Origin of the sequence: Bradyrhizobium sp. CCBAU 11357, assembly GCF_028128865.1 — a bacterium.
Taxonomy (GTDB): Bacteria; Pseudomonadota; Alphaproteobacteria; order Rhizobiales; family Xanthobacteraceae; genus Bradyrhizobium.
On record NZ_LBJW01000108.1, the window covers coordinates 178343 to 200092 of the forward strand.

At 65.1% G+C, this 21750-nt stretch carries 20 protein-coding genes; 8 read left to right on the forward strand and 12 right to left on the reverse strand.

Annotation, left to right across the window (positions count from 1 at the left end; translation table 11 throughout):
- Positions 1-23: 23 nt before the first annotated feature.
- The 3 genes from XI05_RS27630 to XI05_RS27640 form a co-directional block, all read right to left on the reverse strand.
- The gene (locus XI05_RS27630) at positions 24-872 is read right to left on the reverse strand and encodes a transglutaminase family protein (RefSeq protein ID WP_271507664.1); all 849 of its coding nucleotides are present in this window, start codon (positions 870-872) and stop codon (positions 24-26) included.
- A gap of 108 nt (positions 873-980) precedes the next feature.
- The gene (locus XI05_RS27635) at positions 981-1925 is read right to left on the reverse strand and encodes an alpha-E domain-containing protein (RefSeq protein WP_036015356.1); all 945 of its coding nucleotides are present in this window, start codon (positions 1923-1925) and stop codon (positions 981-983) included.
- Between the two features lie 4 nt (positions 1926-1929).
- Positions 1930-3348 (reverse strand): circularly permuted type 2 ATP-grasp protein, encoded by a 1419-nt coding sequence (locus XI05_RS27640; protein ID WP_271507668.1) that lies wholly within the window; start codon positions 3346-3348, stop codon positions 1930-1932.
- A gap of 137 nt (positions 3349-3485) precedes the next feature.
- Between XI05_RS27640 and XI05_RS27645 the strand changes: the two genes are divergently transcribed.
- The 4 genes from XI05_RS27645 to XI05_RS27660 all read left to right on the forward strand — a co-directional run bounded on the left by XI05_RS27645 (position 3486) and on the right by XI05_RS27660 (position 5680).
- Positions 3486-3629, forward strand: a complete 144-nt coding sequence (locus XI05_RS27645) for a hypothetical protein (protein WP_271507671.1) — start codon at positions 3486-3488, stop codon at positions 3627-3629.
- Complete coding sequence (locus XI05_RS27650) at positions 3626-4363, forward strand: competence/damage-inducible protein A (protein WP_271507674.1); 738 nt, start codon at positions 3626-3628, stop codon at positions 4361-4363. The genes XI05_RS27645 and XI05_RS27650 overlap by 4 nt, the downstream gene beginning before the upstream one ends.
- 35 nt (positions 4364-4398) lie before the next feature.
- Positions 4399-4926, forward strand: coding sequence for a xanthine phosphoribosyltransferase (gene gpt, locus XI05_RS27655; RefSeq protein WP_271507677.1), 528 nt, complete (start codon positions 4399-4401; stop codon positions 4924-4926).
- Positions 4927-5062: 136 nt separating this feature from the next.
- Positions 5063-5680, forward strand: coding sequence for a hypothetical protein (locus tag XI05_RS27660; protein ID WP_271507680.1), 618 nt, complete (start codon positions 5063-5065; stop codon positions 5678-5680).
- A gap of 19 nt (positions 5681-5699) precedes the next feature.
- Here XI05_RS27660 and XI05_RS27665 read toward each other — a convergent pair whose 3' ends face one another.
- Entirely contained in the window at positions 5700-6722 is a 1023-nt protein-coding gene (locus tag XI05_RS27665) for a methionine synthase (RefSeq protein ID WP_271507683.1), read from the reverse strand.
- A gap of 143 nt (positions 6723-6865) precedes the next feature.
- Here XI05_RS27665 and XI05_RS27670 point away from each other — a divergent pair, with 143 nt between their 5' ends.
- From XI05_RS27670 to XI05_RS27680, 3 genes are all read left to right on the forward strand, one after another.
- On the forward strand, positions 6866-7567 hold the full coding sequence (locus XI05_RS27670) for a glutathione S-transferase N-terminal domain-containing protein (protein ID WP_271507686.1): 702 nt from the start codon (positions 6866-6868) through the stop codon (positions 7565-7567).
- Positions 7568-7697: 130 nt separating this feature from the next.
- A complete protein-coding gene (locus XI05_RS27675) occupies positions 7698-8306 on the forward strand; it encodes a 2-hydroxychromene-2-carboxylate isomerase (RefSeq protein ID WP_271507688.1) in 609 nt (202 codons plus the stop codon).
- Entirely contained in the window at positions 8306-9283 is a 978-nt protein-coding gene (locus XI05_RS27680) for an NADPH:quinone oxidoreductase family protein (protein ID WP_271507692.1), read from the forward strand. The genes XI05_RS27675 and XI05_RS27680 overlap by 1 nt, the downstream gene beginning before the upstream one ends.
- A 104-nt stretch (positions 9284-9387) precedes the next feature.
- On the opposite strand, the gene XI05_RS27685 is transcribed toward XI05_RS27680, so the two are convergent.
- The 8 genes from XI05_RS27685 to XI05_RS27720 form a co-directional block, all read right to left on the reverse strand.
- Complete coding sequence (locus XI05_RS27685; RefSeq protein ID WP_271507695.1) at positions 9388-10278, reverse strand: crotonase/enoyl-CoA hydratase family protein; 891 nt, start codon at positions 10276-10278, stop codon at positions 9388-9390.
- 157 nt (positions 10279-10435) lie between these two features.
- Positions 10436-11857: an amidase gene (locus tag XI05_RS27690; RefSeq protein ID WP_271507698.1), complete on the reverse strand. Its 1422-nt coding sequence runs from the start codon at positions 11855-11857 to the stop codon at positions 10436-10438.
- The gene (locus XI05_RS27695; RefSeq protein WP_271507702.1) at positions 11850-13022 is read right to left on the reverse strand and encodes a M20 aminoacylase family protein; all 1173 of its coding nucleotides are present in this window, start codon (positions 13020-13022) and stop codon (positions 11850-11852) included. The genes XI05_RS27690 and XI05_RS27695 overlap by 8 nt, the downstream gene beginning before the upstream one ends.
- A 13-nt stretch (positions 13023-13035) precedes the next feature.
- Positions 13036-14541, reverse strand: a complete 1506-nt coding sequence (locus XI05_RS27700) for a M81 family metallopeptidase (RefSeq protein ID WP_271507704.1) — start codon at positions 14539-14541, stop codon at positions 13036-13038.
- 243 nt (positions 14542-14784) lie between these two features.
- The gene (locus XI05_RS27705) at positions 14785-16434 is read right to left on the reverse strand and encodes an ABC transporter ATP-binding protein (RefSeq protein ID WP_271507706.1); all 1650 of its coding nucleotides are present in this window, start codon (positions 16432-16434) and stop codon (positions 14785-14787) included.
- A 136-nt stretch (positions 16435-16570) separates the two neighbouring features.
- A complete protein-coding gene (locus tag XI05_RS27710) occupies positions 16571-17458 on the reverse strand; it encodes an ABC transporter permease (protein ID WP_260379804.1) in 888 nt (295 codons plus the stop codon).
- 18 nt (positions 17459-17476) lie between these two features.
- On the reverse strand, positions 17477-18418 hold the full coding sequence (locus XI05_RS27715; protein ID WP_172783060.1) for an ABC transporter permease: 942 nt from the start codon (positions 18416-18418) through the stop codon (positions 17477-17479).
- A 225-nt stretch (positions 18419-18643) separates the two neighbouring features.
- Complete coding sequence (locus XI05_RS27720; RefSeq protein ID WP_271507709.1) at positions 18644-19774, reverse strand: M20/M25/M40 family metallo-hydrolase; 1131 nt, start codon at positions 19772-19774, stop codon at positions 18644-18646.
- A gap of 268 nt (positions 19775-20042) precedes the next feature.
- On the opposite strand from XI05_RS27720, the gene XI05_RS27725 reads away from it, so the two are divergent.
- Positions 20043-21650, forward strand: a complete 1608-nt coding sequence (locus XI05_RS27725; protein ID WP_271507712.1) for an ABC transporter substrate-binding protein — start codon at positions 20043-20045, stop codon at positions 21648-21650.
- The last annotated feature ends 100 nt before the right edge of the window (positions 21651-21750 follow it).

Sequence of the window (21750 nt, forward strand, 5' to 3'; positions counted from 1 at the left end):
CCAACGCGGCCCGACGGCCGCGCCTAGCCCTGCCGCTGTGACTGCGATTGCGACTGCCCGCCGCGGCCGGCCTGCTCGACCTTCACCGCGACCGTCAGCGTCTCCGCGCCGCCGCCATAGCGCGTGCCGCGCACCGGGGCGGCGCCGAGATAGTCGAGCCCGATCGCGACGCGGACATGGGCGTCGGTGGCGCAGATGCTGTTGGCGGGATCGAAGCCGACCCAGCCGAGATCGGCTACGTAGGCCTCCGCCCAGGCATGGCCGGCGTCCTGGTGCACGGTGTCGTCCGCGCGCAGGAAATGCCCGGAGACGAAGCGCGCCGGCACGCCGCCGGCGCGGGCGCAGGCGATGAAGATGTGCGCGTAATCCTGGCAGACCCCGCGCTTGAGCGTGAACGCCTCCGCCGCGGACGTGCCGCTGTTGGTGGGGTCCTCGTCGAACGTCATGTGATCGGCAACCTGCGTCATCAGCGTGTGCAGGAAGCCCAGCGTGTCGCTCTCGGCCTCGCTGCGCAACTGGCGCGCGACCGCCGCCATCGCCGGATTGACGGAGGTGAGGTCGGTGGCGCGCAGGAACATGCCGGCGGGAAAACGCTCATCGCTGCCGCGCAGCACGCCGCCGGTGTCGTGGGTCTCGATCAGCCCTTCGGCAATGATCTGGATGTCGCCGACGGGCCCGCAGGACAGCACGTGGGTGACGTTGCCGAACGCGTCCTCATGCATCTCGAGCTTGGTGTCGGTGGAGACGTCGATCTGCCATTCCGCGACGTACTGCCCGTCATGGCTACACGGCGTCATGCGCAGAATCTGGATCGCGCTGGTGGCCGGCGGCTCGTAGCGATAAGTCGTGGTGTGCTGGATTCGCAGGCGCATAGTGGACCGTTGTTCTGGCGTCATTCCGGGGCGATGCGCCAGCATCGAACCCGGAATCTCGAGATTCCGGGTCTGGTCCTTCGGACCATCCCGGAACGACAGCGTGGATCAAATCAAATACTGCTTCGTGATGATTTCGCCCAGCCTGGAATTGTCCGCGATGAATTCCTGAATGAATTCATGCACGCCATGCTGGAAAATGTCGTTCATGTTGCTGTGTTCCAGTCGGTTGCGGATGCCGCGGGCGTGGCGCTGGGCCGGGCCCTGGCGGCCATAGGCGACGCCGATCTGGTCGAGGTTGCGCACGAGGTTGCCGTAGCAGCTGGCGAGCGAACGCGGCAGCGTGTCGTTGAGGATCAGGAGGTCCGCGATCAGCCAGGGCTTCAGCGTCTCGCGATAGACCCAGTGATAGGCCGTCAGCGCCGAGACCGAGCGCAGGATCGAGCTCCACTGGTAGAAGTCGAGCGGACCGCCGACATGCTCTTCCTCGGGCAGCAGCACGTGGTACTTCACGTCGAGAATGCGCGCGGTGTTGTCGGCGCGTTCCAGGTGCACACCCATGCGCGAGAACCAATAGGCGTCGTTGCGCAGCATGGTCCGATAGGCCGAGCCGTCGAAGCGCAGCGACGTCTCCTGCACGAAGCGCAGGAATTTTGCGAGGTCCTCGCGCGTCGAGGTGCCTTTGCTCCAGACCGCCTGCAGCTCGATCCACGCCGAGTTGATGGTGTCCCACATTTCGCTGGTGAGCGCCGTGCGCACCGAGCGCGAGTTCAGCCGCGCCGCTTCGATGCAGTTTCGGATCGAGGACGGGTTGTTCTGGGAGAACGAGAGATACTCGACGACGTTGTGCTCGTTGGCTTCCTCATAGGCCTGATAGAAGCTCGCGGCGACGCCGGCGGTGAGCAGCGCCGAATCCCATTCATTGGTCTTGCCGATATAGGCGGCGGGAAGCGCGGTGACGCGCAGCGTCGCATCGATGGTGCGCGCGAGATATTCGGCCCGTTCGACGTAGCGGGCGAGCCAGTAGAGGTTTTCGGCGGTACGCGACAGCATCTCTCTACTCGTCCAAAATCCAGGTGTCCTTGGTGCCGCCGCCCTGGCTCGAGTTCACCACCAGGGAGCCTTCCTTCAGCGCGACGCGGGTGAGGCCGCCCGGCACGATCGTCGTGCTCTTGCTGCCCGTGAGCACGAACGGCCGCAGGTCCACGTGACGGGGCGCGAGGCCCGAGGCGGTGCAGGTCGGGCAGGTCGAGAGCGCCAGCGTCGGCTGGGCGATGAAACCTTCCGGCTCGCGCTTGAGCTTGTCGCGGAACGCTTCGATCGTCGCCTTGGTCGCGGCGGGACCGATCAGCATGCCGTAGCCGCCGGAGCCGTGCACTTCCTTGACGACGAGCTCGCTCAAATTGTCCAGCACATAGGCGAGGTCCTTCGGCTCGCGGCAGCGCCAGGTCGGCACGTTCTTCAGGATCGGCTCCTCGCCGAGATAGAATTTCACGATGTCGGGCATGTAGGAGTAGATCGCCTTGTCATCGGCGATGCCGGTGCCGACGGCGTTGGCGAGCGTGATGTTGCCGGCCGCATAGGCCGACATCAGGCCGGGCACGCCGAGCACGGAGTCGGGACGGAAGGTGAGGGGATCGAGGAAGTCGTCGTCGACGCGGCGGTAGATCACGTCGACCCGCTTCAGCCCTTCCGTCGTGCGCATGAACACTTCGTTGTTCTTGACGACGAGGTCGCGGCCCTCGACCAGCTCGATGCCGAGCTTGTCGGCGAGGAAGGAGTGCTCGTAATAGGCCGAATTGTAGACGCCCGGGGTGAGCAGGGCCACCGTCGGCTCGCCCGAGGCGCTTTGCGGCGCGACCGAGCGGAGCGCGGCGAGCAGCTCGTCCGGATAGCGCTCGACCGGCGCCACCCTGTGGCGGGCGAACAGATCCGGAAACAGCCGCATCATGATCTCGCGGTTTTCCAGCATGTAGGACACGCCCGACGGCGTGCGGGCGTTGTCCTCCAGCACGATGAAGTCCTCGGCGTCGACCCGGACGATGTCGATGCCGGCGATGTGCACGTAGACGTCGTGCGGCACCTGCTGGCCGTTCATCTCGGGCCGGAACACCGGGTTCTGGAAGATCAGATCGTCGGGCACGATTTCGGCGCGGAGGATGTCGCGGCCGTGATAGATGTCGCGCAGGAACATGTTGAGCGCGCGCACGCGCTGCTTCAGGCCCTTCTCCAGGACGCCCCATTCCTTGGCGGACATGATCCGTGGAATCACATCGAAGGGGATCAGGCGCTCGGTGGATTCGGAATCGCCGTAGACCGCGAAGGTGATGCCGATCCGGCGGAACAGGAGCTCGGCTTCCTGGCGGCGATATTCAAGCGCCTCGGGAGGCGTCTCCTCGAGCCAGCGTGCCAGCTCCTGATAGGCGGGGCGAAGGTCCCCGCCGGGAATGTTCATTTCATCAAACGCGACTGCCATAGATCCCGACTTGTCTCCGCAAGGCGTTGCGCCATTCGACAGATCGTCAGGCCTTGATGAAGACCGCAACGTCCTGGCCATGCGTCAACAGTGCATGACTTTCATGTGGTAGCAAGGGCCGGGCCAGCGCGATAAGCATGGAGAAGGGGCATTTGCCGCCGATGGCCGATGGCGTGCCTGAAAAAATGGCTGAAGACTGCTTATTTCAGAAGCAAAACCGCGTGACTTCAACGCGTTACCTCGGCAAAGTCGGCGTCACAGGTGAGGGACTTAAGGCATGAGCGAGATCGTCACGGCGGGCATTCTGGTCATTGGAGACGAAATCCTGTCCGGCCGGACCAAGGACAAGAATATCGGCTTCATCGCCGAATACCTGACCAATATCGGCATCGACCTCAAGGAGGTCCGTGTCGTCTCCGACGACGAGCCCGACATCATCGCCGCATTGGATGCACTGCGGCATCGCTACACCTACGTCTTCACCACCGGCGGCATCGGGCCGACCCATGACGACATCACCGCAGATAGCGTCGCCAAGGCGTTCGGCGTCGGCATCGACCATCACCCGGAGGTGGTCGCCCGTTTCCGCGAGCGCTGGAGCGAGCAGGATCTCAACGAGGCCCGCCTGCGCATGGCGCGCATTCCCGACGGTGCCGAGCTGATCCAGAGCGCGACCATCCTCGCGCCCGGCTTCAAGATCGGCAATGTCATCGTCATGGCCGGCGTGCCGTCGATCATGCAGGCGATGATGGACATCGTCGCGCCCAAGCTGAAGTCGGGCGTGCGCATGCTGTCCGACTCGGTCCGCGCCAACGCACGCGAGGGCGACATCGGCGGCCCGCTGCGGGCGATCGCCGCCGCCCATCCCGACACCATCATCGGCAGCTATCCCTTCATGGACGAGGAGCAGAAGCCCAACACCAACCTGGTGGTGCGCTCGCGCGATCCGGAGAAGCTCGGGGCGGCAATGGCCGCGGTGAAGGAAATGCTGGCGGGATTGAACGTCAACCGTTAGCAGGGATTGCCGGACGAGATTGCAGGAGAAAGGCGATGGCTGGTGAAGCACCGGAACTGAGTGCGCAGGAGCGGGCAGGCAAGGCCTTCCCCGTCTCGTGGGATCAGTTCCACCGGGATTGTCGGGCGCTGACCTGGCGGCTCAACGAGGTCGGTCCGTTCCATGCGGTGATAGCGATCACCCGCGGCGGCCTGGTGCCGGCCGCGATCGTGGCGCGCGAGCTGGGGGTGCGCGTGATCGATACGGTCTGCATCGCCAGCTACGACCACGACAAGCAGGGCGACCTCCAGGTGCTCAAGGGCATTTCCGAGGCGGCCATGAAGCTCGGCGGCGGCACCGGCAAGGGCCTGTTGATCGTCGACGACCTCGTCGACACCGGCAAGACCGGCAAGCTGGTGCGCGAGATGCTGCCGGACGCGCACTTCGCCACCGTCTACGCCAAGCCCAAGGGGCGTCCGCTGGTCGACACCTTCATCACGGAAGTCTCGCAGGACACCTGGATCTTCTTCCCCTGGGACACCGCGCTGTCCTACCACCCGCCGCTGCGCGACGGCGCGGCGTAACGGACACCCTTATTGCGAGGAGCCCGTGACAAAATTGCGAAGCAATTTTGCACTGGCGACAAAGCAATTCAGAAATGCAGCCGTGGAGGCAGTCTGGATTGCTTCGCTTCGCTCGCAATGACGGGCGGAGGCAGCCATGCCCCTCCAAAACCGCGTCACACCCACCGGCGACATCATCGCCACGCCACACCGCGGTCTGTTCACCGGCAATCGCGGCATCATCCACGATCCCGCGACGAAGACGCTGCTGAAGAAGCGCTGGTCGACGCCGGCCTGGATCACGTGCCTGTGCGAATTCCGCGGCTGGCGTCGTCCGGTGATGGCGCGGCGGAGCTGGACCGAGCTGTTCTTCCTCGACGAGGCCACTGCCTTCGCGGCAGGGCACCGGCCCTGCTTCTTTTGCCGGCGCGACGACGCCAAACGATTTCGCGCGGCGTGGGAGAAGGGCAATGGTGCGAGCAACAGCAGCGCCAAGGCGATGGATGCCGTTCTGCATCGGGAGCGTCTCGATCGCGGCCGCAAGCAACTGCACCTGCTCTCGATGCCGCTGGCGGACCTGCCCGACGGCGCGATGGTGCAGCAGGGCGAAGACAGCTTTCTGGTGATGCAGGGACAGACGCTGCTGTGGTCACCGGCGGGCTACGCGTCGCATGCACGCGTGGTCGATCGGGCGATGTTGTTGACGCCGCCTTCCACGTTGCGCGCGATCATGGCCGGCTATCGGCCCGTGCTGCATCCGACGGCGTCGGGCTGAAGCGCCGACATCCTCGTGATCAGCCCAGCCGCTCGCGCGCCAGCGCCGCCCCCGCGCCGAGCGCCATCAGCTTGGCTTCGGCGATCTCGCGCCGCATCGGCGCCATTCCGCAATTGGTGGTGGCGATGATGTTGCTCTTCGGCACGAATTGCGACACCGCCTCGATCACCTTCACGACGTCCTCGGCCGTCTCGACCGTGTCGCTGGCGACGTCGATCACGCCGGCCTGCACGATCTTGTTCTTGAGCAGCGCGAGCAGGTCGAGCGGCACCTTGGAATTGCGGCACTCGATCGCGACCTGCCGGATCGGGCTCGCGTCGATTGCCGGAAAGATCTGCTCGTATTGCCGCCATTGCGCGCCGAGCGTCTCTTTCCAGTCCGTATTGGCCTTGATGCCGTAGCCGTAGCAGATGTGCACGGCGGTGGCGCAGGTCAGGCCCTGCGCGGCGCGCTCCAGCGCCTTGATGCCCCAATCGTTGACCTCGTCCATGTAGACGTTGAATGCGGGCTCGTCGAACTGCACGAGATCGACGCCGTCGGCCTGCAAGGCCTTGGCTTCCTCGTTCAAGAGCTCTGCGAAGGCAAAGGCCATCTTGACCCGATCGCCATAATAGCGGTCGGCAATGGTGTCGATGATAGTCATCGGGCCGGGCAGGGTGAATTTCAGCTGCTTCCTGGTGTGGGTGCGCGCGACGCGCGCCTCGAAGGCATGGACGCGACCCTTCAGCCGGAGCGGTGCGACCACCTGCGGCACCATCGCCTTGTAGCGATCTTTCCGGATTCCCATCTCGACCTTGTGGGCGAAATCGATGCCCTCGATCTTCTCCAGGAAGCCGTGCACGAAGTGCTGCCGCGCCTGCTCGCCTTCGGTGACGATGTCGATGGCGGCGTCCTCCTGGATCTTCAGCCAGATCAGCGTGGCATCGCGCTTGGCGCGGAGCAACTGGTCGCCTTCGGACTTCCAGGGCGCCCAAAGCATGTTGGGCTCGGCGAGCCATTCCGGCTTCGGCAGGGAGCCGGCGATCGTGGTTGGAAACAGCATGGCGGCCCTCCCGGCAGGTTGTTGCGCCCCTTCCTGCCATGTCCTAACGTCGAGGTACAGAACAACGAAAGTCGCTCTCCATTCCAGCAGCGGCGACAGGGAAGGCCTAAGCAAGGGCCAGAGGAAAGGCCAACGGAAAGGTCATGATCGACCTCTATTACGCGCCGACGCCTAACGGCTGGAAAATCTCGATCATGCTGGAGGAACTCGGGCTTCCCTATCAGGTGATGCCCGTGAATATCCGCGCCGGCGAGCAGTTCAATCCTGAGTTTCTGGCGATCTCTCCGAACAACCGGATTCCCGCGATCGTCGATCATGATCCCGCTGATGGCGGCGCGCCGTTCTCGGCCTTCGAGACCGGCGCGATCCTGGTTTATCTCGCGGAGAAGACCGGCCGTTTCCTGCCGGCTGATTTGCGCGGGCGCTCCACCACGATCCAGTGGGTGATGTGGCAGATGGCGGGTCTCGGGCCGATGCTCGGCCAGCACGGCCATTTCGCGCTCTATGCGGCCGAGAAGATCCCTTACGCGATCGAACGCTATCGCGACGAGGCGGCGCGGCTCTACGGCGTGCTCGACCGGCAATTGGCCAAGACCGGCGCCTATGTCGCCGGCGACTATTCCATCGCCGACATCGCCTGCTTCCCCTGGACCATGACCCACAAGGCGCAGGGTTTTACGCTCGACGACTATCCCAATGTGAAACGCTGGTATGCCGAGGTCCGCGCCAGACCGCAGGTGCAGGCGGGGCTCGCGATCGGAAAATTCGTGAAAGAGCCGTTCGACGAGGAATCACGCAAGATCATGTTCGGCCAGCGTGCGAAGGAAGTGTTGGGAAGAAAGTAGGCTACGTCATTCCGGGGCGCGACGAAGTCGCGAGCCCGGAATCCATCAGGCGCGTAACGAGAGGCGAAATGGATTCCGGGCTCGCGCCCAAAGGGGGCGCGCCCCGGAATGACAACATAAAGGAACCCCCATGATCGAATTCTTCTTCGACTGCTCCAGCCCCTGGACCTATCTCGCCTTCCACAACATCCAGCCGTTGGCGAAAGAGCTCGGCGCCGCCATCACCTGGCGTCCGATCCTGGTCGGCGGCATCTTCAACACGGTCAATCCGAGCGTCTATGCGCAGCGCGAGAAGCCGGTGCCGCTGAAGGCGCGCTACATGAAGAAGGACCTCGCCGACTGGGCGCGCTCGGCGGGGCTTGCCATCAAGATGCCGCCGACGGTGTTTCCGGTGAACAGCGTCAAGGCGATGCGCGGCTGCCTCTGGCTCGGTCAGGACATGGTGCCGTTCGCGACATCAGTGTTTGAGACCTATTGGGGCGAGGACAAGGACATCTCGCAGGACGCGGTGCTCGCGGAGATCTGCAGGAAAGTCGGCATCGACGAGCAGAGGTTCTTCGCCGGCATTGCCGAGCAGGGCATCAAGGACCAGCTCAAGGCCAATACCGAGGAGGTGATGGCGCGCGGCGGCTTCGGCTCGCCGACCATCTTCGTGAACAAGACCGACATGTATTTCGGCAATGACCGCCTGCCGCTGATCCGCGAAGCGCTTCAGCGCAGCAAGGCGAGCGCGGCCTGATGGTGCGCGCAGTCATCTGCCGCGAACTCGGCGCGCCCGAGACTTTGCGGCTGGAAGAATTTCCGTCGCGCGCGCTGAAGCCGGGCGAGGTACGCGTTGCGATCCGCGCCGCCGGGCTGAACTTTCCCGACGTGTTGATGGCCGCCGGCGAATACCAGCTCAAGCCGGAGCTGCCGTTCACGCCTGGCATGGAGGCTGCCGGTGACGTCACCGAATTGGGGGCGGAGGCGAGCGGCGTTGCCGTCGGCGACAAGGTCATCGTCAAGATGCGCCATGGCGCCTTTGCCGATGAAGCCGTGGTGACGCCGTCGCAGCTCACCCCCATGCCGTCCACCTTCGACTATGCGGAGGCTGCGACCTATCTCGCCGGCCACGGCACGGCCTATCATGCGTTGATCGATCGCGGCCGGGTCGCGCCGGGCGAGGTGCTGCTGGTCCACGGTGCCGGCGGCGGCGTCGGCCTTGCCGCCGTCGAGATCGGCAAGATGCTGGGTGCGACCGTGATCGCGACCGCCTCCAGCGACGAGAAGCTCGAGATCGCGAGATCGCGCGGCGCCGATCATCTCATCCGCTACGACCGCGAGCCATTTCGCGATGCCGTCAAGCGCATCACCGATGGCCGCGGCGCCGACGTCGTGTTCGACCCCGTCGGTGGCCAGGTCTTCGAAGATTCGATGCGCTGCATCGCCTGGGGCGCGCGGCTCCTCGTGATCGGCTTCACCGGCGGCATCGGTTCGGCCAAGACCAATCTGTTGCTGATCAAGGGCGCCAGCGTGCTCGGCGTGCGCGCCGGCGAAGCGGTGCGCAAGAATCCTGCGCTCGGCGAGGTCCGTCTGAAGGCGCTCTTGCAATGGGCAGAGGAGGGCAAGCTGCGCCCCAACGTCTCGCACCGCCTGCCGCTCGAAGACTACGCGAAGGCGATGCGGCTGCTGATCGACCGCAAGGCGATCGGGCGGGTGGCGCTGATGATGCAGTGACGGTGCCGTAGGGTGGGCAAAGGCGCTCTTGCGCCGTGCCCACCATCTTCTCCGTCGCAACCTGAATCGTGGGCACGCTTCGCTTTGCCCACCCTACTAGAGCGTCACTTATACTCCCGCTCCGTCCACCACGGGAAATAATCCGGCATGTCCGTCGAGACCCTGTTCTTGAACTGCGCCGGACGCTTCTCCAGGAACGACACCACGCCTTCCTTAACGTCGTCCGAGCGACCGCGGGCGTAGATGCCGCGGCTGTCGACCTTGTGGGCTTCCATGGGATCGTCGGCGCCCATCATGCGCCACATCATCTGGCGGATCAGCGCCACCGATACCGGCGCCGTCTTGGCGCAAAACTCCTTTGCCAGCGCACGTGCGGTCGGCAGCAGATCGTCCGGCGGGACCACCTTGCTGACGAGGCGGCCGGCGAGGGCTTCCTGGGCCGGGAAGACGCGGCCCGAATAGCACCATTCCAGCGCCTGCGAGATGCCGACGATGCGCGGCAGGAACCAGCTCGAGGCCGCCTCCGGGACGATGCCGCGCTGAGAGAACACGAAGCCGAACCGCGCCGCCTCCGAGGCGATGCGGATGTCCATCGCAAGCTGCATGGTGACGCCGATGCCGACAGCCGGGCCGTTTACCGCGGCGATCACGGGCTTGAGGCACTTGAAGATGCGCAAGGTCACCTGGCCGCCGCCGTCGCGCACCTGCGGGTCGCTATAGTCGACCTTGCCGTCCGCGAAGCGCTTGACCGGCCCGCGCCGCGCGTCGCGGTCGAACGTGTCGGCGCCGGACGACAGATCGGCGCCTGCGCAAAAGCCACGGCCGGCGCCGGTCACGATGATGGCGCGGACATTGTCATCCTTGTCGGCGGCATCGAACGCGTCGATCAGCTCCCTTTGCATCTGCGCGTTGAAGGCGTTGAGCTTGTCGGGCCGGTTCAGCGTGATGGTGAGGATCTGCTCGGCGACCTCGTATTTGATCGTCTCATACGCCATGGTGGTTTCCTTCCGTTATTTGTTGTTCTCTCTGTAGCACGTCATTCCGGGGCGCGCGAAGCGCGAGCCCGGAATCCATTTGTCCACACCACTTGTGCGGATGAATGGATTCCGGGCTTGCGCCAAGAGGGCGCAACCCGGAATGACTGAACTACAGCTACTTCGCCGGCGGCTTCGGCCAGGGCCGCTGCGGGCCGCGGTGACCTTCAAACGCCTTGGCCATGCCGAGCACGCCGATGTCGTCGAAGCGGCGGCCGACGATCTGCACGCCGATGGGAAAACCCTTGGCATCGAAGCCGCCGTTGACGGAGATCGCCGGGTTCTCCGACATATTCCACGGCACGGTATAGGCGATGTGCTCGAAAGGCTTCATGGGATCGTTGGTCGGCGAAGCCCAGTCCGCCGGAAAGTTCACGTTCGGCGCGGTCGGCGAGATCACATAGTCGAGCTCGCAAAAGAGCTTCGAGGCCGCCGCCCGGATCGCCATGGTCTGGTTGAAGCCGCGGATGACATCGACGCCCGAGAGCTTCGCGCCGGACTCGCCCCATCTGAAGATATAGGGCAGCACCTTGGCCTGCTCGGCCGCCGTTAGCCTGGACAGATCGTCCCACATCCGCGCGCGCCAGAAATTGTCGAGGCCGTCGAGCATCTCGCGCGTCAGGATGCCGTCGACTTCCGTCACGACTGCGCCCGCGGATTCGAACGCCTTTGCGGCCTTCACCGCGACCTCGCGCACCGGCTTCTCCAGCGCCAGGCCGCAGCCGGGATCGAGCATCAACCCGATGCGCAGCTTGCGCGGAGATTTCTCCAGTCCCTTCCAGTTCAGCGGCTCGGCCGGCAGGCTCATGCCGTCGCGCCGGTCGGGTTTTGCGATCGCGCTCATCATCAGTGCGCAATCATCGACCGTGCGGGTCATGGGGCCTGCGACGCGGCCGACATAGGTGGGGTCGATCGGCACGCGGCCAAAACTCGGCTTCAGGCCAACGAGGCCGCACCAGCCGGCGGGCAGGCGGACCGAGCCGCCGATATCAGTGCCGAGATGCAAGGGGCCATAGCCGGCCGCAGCAGCGGCGCCTGCGCCGGCGCTGGAGCCGCCGGGATTCTTGCTGAGGTCCCAGGGATTGCGCGCGAGCGCGTGGAACGAGGAGAGTCCGGAGGACAGCATGCCGTAATCAGGCATGGTGGTCTTGGCGAAGATGATGCTGCCTGCCTCACGCAGCCGCGCGGCGGGCGGCGCGTCCTTCTCCGCCGGCACGAGTTTCACGCTGGCCGCGCCCAGCGGCACCGGCACCCCCTTGGTCGCGATGTTGTCCTTCACCGTGACAGGCACGCCGTCGAGCGCGCCAGACGGCTCGCCGCCGCTCCAGCGCGCGGTCGAGGCCTTTGCGGCCTCGCGCGCGCCGTCGGGGTCGAATGCATAGAGCGCCTTCAGATGCGGTTCCCACGCCGCGACATGCGCGAGCACGTCCTCCAGCACCTCGCTCGGCGAGAACTGCTTGGCGCGATAGCCCGCGATCAGGTCGACCGCGGACAGATCGTGCAGCGAAGTGACCGCCTCCTCGACGCTCTTTTTATGCATTGCCACCCACCGGCATGCGCGTCTCGACGATGCGGGCGAACATGCTGGCGCCGATCGGCAGGATCTTGTCGTCGAGCACGAAGCCGGGGTTGTGCACGGGCACCGAGCCGTCATGGCCGACCCAGAAGTAAGCGCCGGGGATGGTCTCCAGCATGTCGGCGAAATCCTCGCTGCCCATCTTCGGTTGGGTGCGGGTGATCACGTTGGCGGGGTCGACGATCGTGCGCGCGACCTCCTCGACCACCTTGGACTGCTCGACCTGGTTGACCAGCACGTTGAAGGTGTCGCGGATGTCGACGTCGATCGCGCAACTATAGGCGCTCGCGATGCCGGCGCAGATGGTGCGGATGCGCTCGCTGACCAGGGTGCGGACTTCCTTCGAGAAGGTGCGGATGGTGCCGCACAGATGCGCATCACCAGGAATGACGTTGTAGGCGGAGCCGGCATGGATCTGGGTGATCGACACCACCGCAGCCTGCAGCGGGTCGACGTTGCGGCTGACGATGGTCTGGATCGCCTGCGCCAGCGTGGTCGCGATGACCACCGCGTCCTTGGAGCGTTCGGGCATCGCGCCATGCGCGCCGTAGCCGGTGATGCGCAGGTCGAAGAAGTCGGCGCTGGCCATCGCCGGGCCGGGCAGGATCGCGATCTCGCCGTGGTTCAGATCCGGCGCGTTGTGCAGGCCGTAGAGCTCGTCGCAGGGAAACTTCTCGAACAGGCCGTCCTTGATCATGGCGCGGGCGCCGCCGAGGCCTTCCTCGGCCGGCTGGAAGATCAGGTGCACGGTGCCGTCGAAATTCCGGGTCTCGGCGAGATAGCGTGCGGTGCCGAGCAGCATGGTGGTGTGGCCGTCATGGCCGCAGCCGTGGAAGCGCCCGGGGATTTTCGAGCTCCATTTCAGGTTGGTGTTCTCTTCCATCGGCAGCGCGTCCATGTCGGCGCGGAGGCCAATGCGCTTGCTGCCGGAGCCCTTGCCCTTGATGACGCCGATCACGCCGGTGCCGCCGAGGCCGCGATGCACCTCGATGCCCCAGCTCTTCAACTTGTCGGCCACGATGCCGGAGGTGCGGACTTCCTCGAAGCCGATCTCGGGATGGGCGTGAAGGTCGCGCCTGATGGCGGTGAGTTCGTCGGCGTAGCCGTCGATGCGATCGATCGTGGGCATGTGTCCTGTCCGGTTAGCGTGAAGGTGGATTGAAAACGGGGCCGTTCGGCTTGATGCGGATGCCGGGTCGCAGGCGCGTCCAGGGCAGCGAAGCAGTGTCGGCCGGCATCGCGCCGGGCGCGGCACAGATCATCAGCTTCTCGGCGATCGGCTCGAAATCGGCGCGGAAATGCACCGAGCTCTTGTTGACCAAAATCTTCTGTTCGGTCGGCTCGATGCCGACATAGCGGTACATCGCCTGGTCGGCGAGCTGCGCCTTGTGCGAGGAGACGACGATGCGGACATCGCCGATGCGCAAGGCTGCGGACGGGCCCATCTCCATCTCGCGGCCGCCGTAATACGGTCCGGGCGCGATGAAGCGGCCGTCGGAAAGCTGCTCGACCACGAAAGTCTCGCGATAGGGCGCGTCGCCGGGAATGCCGGACTTGCCGCCGAGCGACAGCGTCACGGTGGCGCCGACGCCGGCCGCATGCGCGGCCTTGGCCGATTCCGGATCGTAGATCGCGCCGGTTGCCGCACTCGCTCTGTTGCGCACCAGCGCGCGCAGCATGCCCGTGGTGTCGGAATCGCCCCCGGCGCCGGGATTGTCCTGGGTGTCGGCGATGATGATCGGCTTGCTGGCGCTCTTGGCAAGTTCCATGGCATGGCGCACGCCGTCGTCGGGCGACCAGATCTTGCCGTCGAAATCGTCCTCGTGGCTCTCGATCAGCTTCAGAAGCGCGTCCACCGCGCGATCCGCGTCTTGCTGCGTCCTGCCGTAGGCGAACAGGCTCGGGCCGCAGTCGCGGAAATCGGCGGCGGGGAAGCCGGGCGCGAAGGAGAGGGTGGGAACGGCATCGCTCTCGAGGGCGCCGAGCTTTTCGTAGATATCTTTGGTGGGCTCGTCGTTGGTGCATTGCCAGCTGATCGGGATCAGGAACGGCAATTGCCGGAACGCTTTTGCGAAGCGCTGCTTCGTCTGCAGCAGCAGCGCGAGGTGCCGCGCGCAGGCGCGGCCGGTCTCGGCCATGTCGACATGGGGATAGGTGCGGTAGGCGATCAGCGCGTCGGCGTGCTCCATCATCTCGGGCGTGACGTTGGCGTGCAGGTCGAGGCTGGTGACCAGCGGAACATCCTTGCCGATGACGCGGCGCACGCGCGCCAGGATCTCGCCTTCGCCGTCGTCGAGATGCTCGGTCACCATGGCGCCGTGCAGGTCGAGATAGACGGCGTCGATCGGCCCGGCGGCGGCGATGCCGTCGACCATCACCTTCACGATGCGCTCGAAGGCGTCCTTGGTGACGTGAGCGGAGGGGCTCGCACCGCAGGCGATGGTCGGAACAAGTTCCCAGCCGTTCGCCTCAGCGCTGTCGACGAAACCGGCGAGGCCGACATTGATGCGCCGCATCACCTTCAAGACGTCCTGGCCTTGCGTCATCGCCGGCCAGCCGCCGCCATGCTGGAAGTCGGCGAAGGTCGCCTTGGTCGGAGCGAAGGTGTTGGTCTCGTGCAGGAAGCCGCCGACGGCGATGCGTGTCATTCAGTTCAGGTCCAGCGTTTTGAAAGTGCGCGACGTTAGCCTTGGCTCTGCGGAGAGAGCAAGGTGAGAGGCCATCGCGCCGTGCATAGGGTCAAGACGTTTTGGGAATGCTGCTTCGCCGTCATTCCGGGGCGCGCCCGCTTGGGCGCGAACCCGGAATCCATTGTGCGACAGAGTCGGTTGCCAGATGGATTCCGGGCTCATCGCTTCGCGATGCCCCGGAATGACGCGGAGAGAGCTGACCTATGCGCTCGCCCCCACGCCTTCCGCCACCGGCCGGAAGTTCGCAAAGTCCCAGTTGCGTCCGGGCGCCGCATCCAGCAGGGCCTTGGTGTAGGCCTCCTTCGGATGCGTCAGCACTTCGGCGGCCGGTCCTTGTTCGACGACGCGGCCGTGCTGCATCACCACGACCTCGTCGCAGATCTGGGCTGCAACGCGCAAGTCGTGGGTGATGAACAGGATGGCGATCCCGAGCCGCTTCTGGATCTCGTCGAGCAGTTCCAGCACCTGCGCCTGCACGGAGACGTCGAGCGCGGAGACCGCTTCGTCCGCAACCAGCACGTCGGGATCGAGCGCGAGCGCCCGGGCGATCGCGATGCGCTGGCGCTGGCCGCCGGAGAACTGGTGCGGATAGCGCGATACGGCGTCGGGCGGCAGGCCGACCAGCTCGAGCAGCTCGCGGGCGCGCTTCATCGCGTCGGCATGCGAAGTGCCATAGTTGATCGGGCCTTCCGCAATGCTCTCGCCGACGGTGACGCGTGGGTTGAGCGAGCGGTAGGGATCCTGGAACACGATCTGGATCTTCTGCCGGTGCGGCTGCAGCAGGCGGCGCGAGATGTCGGCGATCTCGCGTCCGGCGAGCCGCACGCCGCCGGAGGTCGGATCGATCAGGCGCACGATGCAGCGTGCCACCGTCGACTTGCCCGAGCCGCTTTCGCCGACGATGCCGAGCGTGCGGCCCTTGCGCAGCGTCAACGTGACCTTGTCGGCAGCGACGACCTCGCGGCCTTTGCCAAAGAAGGCGCGCTCCTTGTAAACCTTGCTGAGCTCGTTGGCCTCCAGCACCACGGGCTCGCGGGTTTCCTCGCGCGGCGCCCGCGGCACCAGGCTCGGCACCGAGGCGAGCAGGTTGCGGGTGTATTCCATGGTCGGATTGCGCAGCACGGTCTCGAGCGGGCCGGTCTCGACCAGGCGGCCCTGCCGCATCACCGCGACACGGTCGGCAATCTCCGCGACCACGCCCATGTCGTGGGTGATGAACAGCACGGCGGTGCCGTGATCGCGCTGGAGGTCGCGGATCAGGGTCAGGATCTGCTTCTGCGTGGTGACGTCGAGCGCGGTGGTCGGCTCGTCGGCAATGAGGAGCTTCGGCTCCAGCACCAGCGCCATCGCGATCATGATGCGCTGGCGCTGGCCGCCGGAGAGGCGGTGAGGGTAGGAGGCGAAGATGCGCTCGACCTGGGGCAGGCGGACCTGCTCCATCATGTCGAGGATGCGCCTCTTGCGCGCCTTTGCGTCCAGACTGGTGTGGGCGCGCAATACCTCGTCGATCTGGCGGCCGACCGGCACCACCGGATTGAGCGCGGTCATCGGCTCCTGGAAGATCATCGCCATCTTGGTCGCGCGCAGCTGGCGCAGGCGGCGGTCGGTGGCGGTGAGCAGCTCCTCGCCGACCAGCTTCACGCTGCCGGCGGTCGGCACCAGCGTGCCCTTCGGCAACAGGCCCATCGTGGTGAGCGAGGTCACCGACTTGCCCGAGCCGCTTTCGCCGACGAGGCACAGCGTCTCGCGCTCGCGCACCTGGATCGAGATGCCGTCGATGATCTTTGATCCGTTCGGCTTCTTGCCGATGGACACGACGAGGTTGTTGATGTCGAGGATGGTGTTGGTCATGCCGAAGAACTCTCGCTCGTCATTCCGGGGCGCGCGTTAGCGCGAACCCGGAATCCATTGAGCCGCAATCCAAGTGGTGAAATGGATTCCGGGTTCGCGCCAAGGGGCGCGCCCCGGAATGACGGTGCTACTCGCATCACTTCCCCTCCCGCTGCTTCATGCGCGGATCGAGGGCGTCGCGGGCGGCGTCGCCGATCAGGTTGATGCTGAGGATGGCGATGGAGAGCAACAGGCCCGGCCAGAAGATCAGCGACGGCTTGATCTGGAAGTACTGGCGGCCCTCGGCCATGATGTTGCCCCAGGTCGGCGTCTCCGGCGAGATGCCGGCGCCGAGGAAGGAGAGGATGGCCTCGGTCAGGATGGCGCTGGCGCAGATATAAGTGCCCTGGACGATCAACGGCGCGATCGTGTTCGGCATCAAATGGCGCCACATGATCTTGGGCAGGCTCGAGCCGACCGAGATCGCGGCCTCGACGTAAGGCTCCTCGCGCGCCGACAGCACGACCGAGCGGACCAAGCGGGCCACGCGCGGAATCTCGGGGATCGTGATCGCGATCAGCACGGTCCAGAGGCTGGCGCCGGAGAGCGACACGACGGCGATCGCGAGCAGGATGCTCGGCATCGCCATCAGGCCGTCCATGACGCGCATCATCACGGAATCGACCAGCTTGAAGAAGCCGGAGACGAGGCCGATCGCAAGGCCGATGGCGATCGACAGGATCGCCGCGCCGATGCCGATCAAGAGCGAGATGCGGCCGCCATAGATCACGCGCGACAACAGGTCGCGTCCGTAAGCGTCGGTGCCGAGCAGGAATTGCGCGGAGGACGGCTTGAGCCGCTGCGACGGGGCGAGCTGGATCGGATCGTGCGGCGCGATCAGCGGCGCGAGGATCGAGATCAGCACGATCAGGGCAAGCAGGACCGTCGCGGCGGCGATGATCGGCGTCGAGGTGAGGAATCCGAAGCGCGGCCGCAGCGGCGACGTGATCGGAATGGACGACTGGGGAAGGGTATCGACCGACATTCTGTTCTTGTCCTTGCCTCAGTACCGGATCCGGGGATCGAGCAGGGTGTAGGCGACGTCGATGAGAAGATTGACGACGACGTAGATCAGCGAGGTCAGCAGGATCATCGCCTGGATCACCGGATAATCGCGCGCCAGCACCGCATCGACGGTGAGGCGGCCGATGCCGGGGATGTTGAACACGCTCTCGGTGACGACGACGCCGGAGATCAAGAGCGCAAAGCCGGTGCCGATCACGGTGATCACGGGCACGGCGGCGTTGCGCAGCGCATGGCGCATCATCACCGCAACCTCGTTGATGCCCTTCGCGCGCGCCGTTCGCACGTAGTCCTCGCCGAGCACGTCGAGCATCGCCGCACGCGTCATGCGCGCGATCAGTGCGATGTAGATGAAGGACAGCGCGCAGGTCGGCAGGATCATGCGCTCGAAGAACGGACCGAAGCCGTTGAAGATGCTACGGAAGCCCTGCACCGGCACCAAGCGCAGCTCGATCGCGAAGACCTGGATGAGGACATAGCCGACCACGAACACCGGCACCGAGAAGCCGAGCACGGACAGACCCATCACGAAACGGTCGATCCAGGTGCCGTGCTTCCACGCCGCGATCACCCCCAAGGGAACTGCGACGATGACGGCGAGGATGATGGTGCACAGCGCGATCGAGATCGACGGCTCGACGCGCTGGCCGATCATCTTCATGACAGGCAGGTTGGAGATCAGCGAGGTTCCGAGGTCGCCATGCAGCAGCTTGTTCACCCAGGTGATGAACTGCACGATCAGCGGCTCATTGAGACCGAGCGATTCGCGGATGCGCTCGAGCCGTTCCGGCGTCGCGTTGTCGCCGGCGAGGATCGCGGCGGGATCGCCGGGGGTGAGGCGGAGCAGGAGGAACACGAACAGCGCGACCACGCCCATCACGGGCACGGCGGCGAGAATTCGGCGAAGGAGATATCCGAGCAAGGTGGATCCGTCAGTTTAGAGTCAAATCGGCGGCAGCGGCGAGAGGTCAGTTCTGCCACCAGCCTAACATTTCAGCAATTCCCGTGCCATGAGGGCCACAGTTTTTGCGGTGCAGCCAGTCCTCGTAGGGTGGGCAAAGCGGAGCGTGCCCACCTCCTTTCACTCAGGAAAAACGGTGGGCACGGCGCTTTGCGCCTTTGCCCACCCTACGGAATAGCTTCGCGATCACTCCAGCGTCGCCAGCAGCCCCGCCATCAGCCGACCACGCTCAACGAGACTTTCGACTTCGATATACTCCTCCAGCGTGTGGCCATTGCCGCCGCGCACGCCGAGGCCGTCGAGCGTCGGGATTCCCATCGCGCCGGTGAAGTTGCCGTCGGAGCCGCCGCCGGAGCTTGCATGCGGCAGTTCCATGCCAAGAGATTTGGCGATGCCGCGCGCCTTCTCATACAGCGCCATGGAGCCGGCATCCGGCTCCCAGACCGGCCGCGTCACGCCGCGCGAGACCTTGAAGGTGACATCGTTGCTGGTGCCCGACAGCGCCAGCATCCGCTCGACACCGCGATCGAGATCGGCCTGGCGCTTGGCCATCGACAGCGCTTCGCCTGTCGCGGTGGTGGCAACGCAATTGACCCACTGGCCGCCGTGCACGACGCCGACCGAGAAGGTGCAATCCTCCGTCGTCATCGCGTCGATGCTGAGGATCTGCCGCGCCATCTCGCGGATCGCCGAGCGTCCCGCCGACAGCGTGGCGCCGGCGTGGCTCGGCCGGCCCGTCGCCTCGAGGTTGAAGCGTGCGATGGCATAACGTCCGGTGGTGACGCCGTTGTCGGCGCGACCGGGCTCCGGCACCAGCACGTATTTGTTGCGCGCGGCCTCAGCCTCGATGATGTCGCGCGTCGAGGGCGTGCCGACTTCCTCGTCCGGCGTGAACAGCACCGTGATCGGCAGCGGCGTGGTAAAGGACGCGCGCGCCAGCTGCCGGATTGCTTCCAGCGAGAGATAATTGCCGCCCTTCATGTCGTAGATGCCGGGGCCGTAGCATTTGTTGCCCTCGCGCCGCCATTTCAGCTTCCCGATGGTGCCGACCGGGTGGACGGTATCCATGTGGCCGGCGATCAGGATGCCCGGCTCGCCCTGCTTCGGGTGGGGAAAGCGCGCGCGGATGACGCCGCCAAAACCCTGGCGGCCGGCGATGCGCTCGATCGTCGCACCCATGATCGCCATATCCCGCGCCGCGATATCGAGCATGCGGTCCACGGCGCCTGCGTCCCAGGTCGGGCTTTCGCATTCGACCCAGCCGCGCAGGCCGTCGAGCATTACCTCGGAATCAAAGGGGAGATTGGCAGGATTCATCTCAATGTCTCTCGAGCTTGGAAAGATGGAACGCGCATTGCATCGGTGTGGGCAGGACAAGCGGAAGGTGTTGTAGAGCCAAACCGATCCCTGTGGAGCCTGTGCATGCGCCGTAAGGGCTTGCAGCGAAACCGGATTGACGCGCTCGGCACTGTCTGCAAGTCTCGAAAAGATAAAGGCATTGCATGAGGTTAGTTCGCCCAACGAACGGACTTCATGCTCAATCGATAACCTGCCTTTGAACAGTTTCACGTCAGGAGAACTTTCTATGTTCCACTTCATGCGCCGGGGGCCTCGCGCGTTCGCCTCCACACTTGCGCTGTCGGTCGTCGCGCTTTCGACCGCGCTGGCCTCGCCAGTGCTTGCGGCCGGCAAGACACTCACCGCGGTGATGCACTCGGATTTGCGCATCATCGACCCGATCTTCACCACCGCCTACATCACGCGCGACCATGGCTACATGGTTTACGACACGCTGGTGGCCACCGATTCGAATTTCAAGGTCCAGCCGCAGATGGCGGACTGGAAGATCTCCGACGACAAGCTCACCTACACCTTCACGCTGCGCGACGGCCTGAAGTGGCATGACGGCGCGCCCGTGACGGCGGAAGATTGCGTCGCTTCGCTGAAGCGCTGGGCCGCGGTCGACGGCATGGGCCAGAAGCTCATGGACTTCACCGCGAGCATCGAGGCGACCGACGCCAAGACCATCACGCTGAAGCTGAAGGAGCCCTACGGCCTCGTCCTCGATTCCATCGGCAAGCCGTCCTCGCGCGTCGCCTTCATGATGCCGAAGCGCCTTGCGGAGACGCCGGCGGACAAGCAGATTCCCGAGCAGATCGGCTCGGGCCCCTTCAAGTTCGTGCAGGGTGAATTCCAGCCCGGCGTGAAGGCGGTCTACGTCAAGAACACCGATTACGTTCCGCGCAAGGAGCCGGCGAGCTGGACCTCCGGCGGCAAGGTGGTGAAGGTCGACCGCGTCGAGTGGCTCACCATGCCGGACTCGCAGACTGCGGTGAATGCGCTGCAGTCGGGTGACATCGACTTCATGGAGAACCTGCCCTTCGACATGCTGCCGGTGCTGGAAGCGAACAAGGAGCTCAAGATCGAGGTCCTGAACAAGTTCGGCTTTCAGACGCTCGGCCGGATGAACTTCCTTCATCCGCCGTTCGACAACGTGAAGGTGCGGCGGGCTGCCTTGCTGGCGATCAACCAGAAGGACGTGCTCGACGCGCTGGTCGGCAATGCGAAGTACCAAAAGATCTGCGGCGCTTTCTTCGTGTGCGACACGCCGCTCGCGACCGATGTGGGCTCCGAGACCCTGGTGAAGGGGAACGGCATGGCGGAAGCCAAGAAGGCTCTGGCCGAGTCCGGCTATGACGGCACGCCGATCGTGATCATGGCGCCCGGCGATGTCACGACGCTGAAGGCGCAGCCGATTGTCGCGGCCCAGCTGCTGCGCGAGGCCGGCTTCAAGGTCGACCTCCAGGCGACCGACTGGCAGACGGTGGTGAGCCGCCGTGCCAGCCAGAAGCCGCCGAAGGAAGGCGGCTGGAACATGTTCTTCACCAACTGGGTCGCGGCCGACGTGTCCAACCCGATCGCCAATCTCTCGATTAGCGGCCTGGGTAAGAAAGGCTGGTTCGGCTGGGCGGAGGACGCCAAGATCGAGCAGCTCAAGGACGCTTTCGTCCGCGCGTCCTCGCTCGACGAGCAGAAGAAGATCGCGGCCGACATCCAGAAGCAAGCCTATGAGCAGGTGATCTACATTCCGCTGGGGCAGTATCTCATCGCGAGCGGCTGGCGCAAGTCGCTGAACGGTGTGCTCGACGGTCCCGCGACGCCGGTGTTCTGGAACGTCGACAAGTCGGAGTAAGGCGGGGACCGCCTTCGCGACCTCGGACAATAAGGCGGCGCCGCTGATCAGCGGCGCCGTTGTCTTTTCGGCTACGCAGGTGCGTGCTTTTAACGCTTCC

Bases quoted from the DNA above. Each gene is read 5' to 3' on its own strand.
- XI05_RS27630 (WP_271507664.1), bottom strand. From the start codon at position 872: ATGCGCCTGCGAATCCAGCACACCACGACTTATCGCTACGAGCCGCCG.
- XI05_RS27635 (WP_036015356.1), bottom strand. From the start codon at position 1,925: ATGCTGTCGCGTACCGCCGAAAACCTCTACTGGCTCGCCCGCTACGTC.
- XI05_RS27640 (WP_271507668.1), bottom strand. From the start codon at position 3,348: ATGGCAGTCGCGTTTGATGAAATGAACATTCCCGGCGGGGACCTTCGC.
- XI05_RS27645 (WP_271507671.1), top strand. From the start codon at position 3,486: ATGGAGAAGGGGCATTTGCCGCCGATGGCCGATGGCGTGCCTGAAAAA.
- XI05_RS27650 (WP_271507674.1), top strand. From the start codon at position 3,626: ATGAGCGAGATCGTCACGGCGGGCATTCTGGTCATTGGAGACGAAATC.
- gpt (WP_271507677.1), top strand. From the start codon at position 4,399: ATGGCTGGTGAAGCACCGGAACTGAGTGCGCAGGAGCGGGCAGGCAAG.
- XI05_RS27660 (WP_271507680.1), top strand. From the start codon at position 5,063: ATGCCCCTCCAAAACCGCGTCACACCCACCGGCGACATCATCGCCACG.
- XI05_RS27665 (WP_271507683.1), bottom strand. From the start codon at position 6,722: ATGCTGTTTCCAACCACGATCGCCGGCTCCCTGCCGAAGCCGGAATGG.
- XI05_RS27670 (WP_271507686.1), top strand. From the start codon at position 6,866: ATGATCGACCTCTATTACGCGCCGACGCCTAACGGCTGGAAAATCTCG.
- XI05_RS27675 (WP_271507688.1), top strand. From the start codon at position 7,698: ATGATCGAATTCTTCTTCGACTGCTCCAGCCCCTGGACCTATCTCGCC.
- XI05_RS27680 (WP_271507692.1), top strand. From the start codon at position 8,306: ATGGTGCGCGCAGTCATCTGCCGCGAACTCGGCGCGCCCGAGACTTTG.
- XI05_RS27685 (WP_271507695.1), bottom strand. From the start codon at position 10,278: ATGGCGTATGAGACGATCAAATACGAGGTCGCCGAGCAGATCCTCACC.
- XI05_RS27690 (WP_271507698.1), bottom strand. From the start codon at position 11,857: ATGCATAAAAAGAGCGTCGAGGAGGCGGTCACTTCGCTGCACGATCTG.
- XI05_RS27695 (WP_271507702.1), bottom strand. From the start codon at position 13,022: ATGCCCACGATCGATCGCATCGACGGCTACGCCGACGAACTCACCGCC.
- XI05_RS27700 (WP_271507704.1), bottom strand. From the start codon at position 14,541: ATGACACGCATCGCCGTCGGCGGCTTCCTGCACGAGACCAACACCTTC.
- XI05_RS27705 (WP_271507706.1), bottom strand. From the start codon at position 16,434: ATGACCAACACCATCCTCGACATCAACAACCTCGTCGTGTCCATCGGC.
- XI05_RS27710 (WP_260379804.1), bottom strand. From the start codon at position 17,458: ATGTCGGTCGATACCCTTCCCCAGTCGTCCATTCCGATCACGTCGCCG.
- XI05_RS27720 (WP_271507709.1), bottom strand. From the start codon at position 19,774: ATGAATCCTGCCAATCTCCCCTTTGATTCCGAGGTAATGCTCGACGGC.
- XI05_RS27725 (WP_271507712.1), top strand. From the start codon at position 20,043: ATGTTCCACTTCATGCGCCGGGGGCCTCGCGCGTTCGCCTCCACACTT.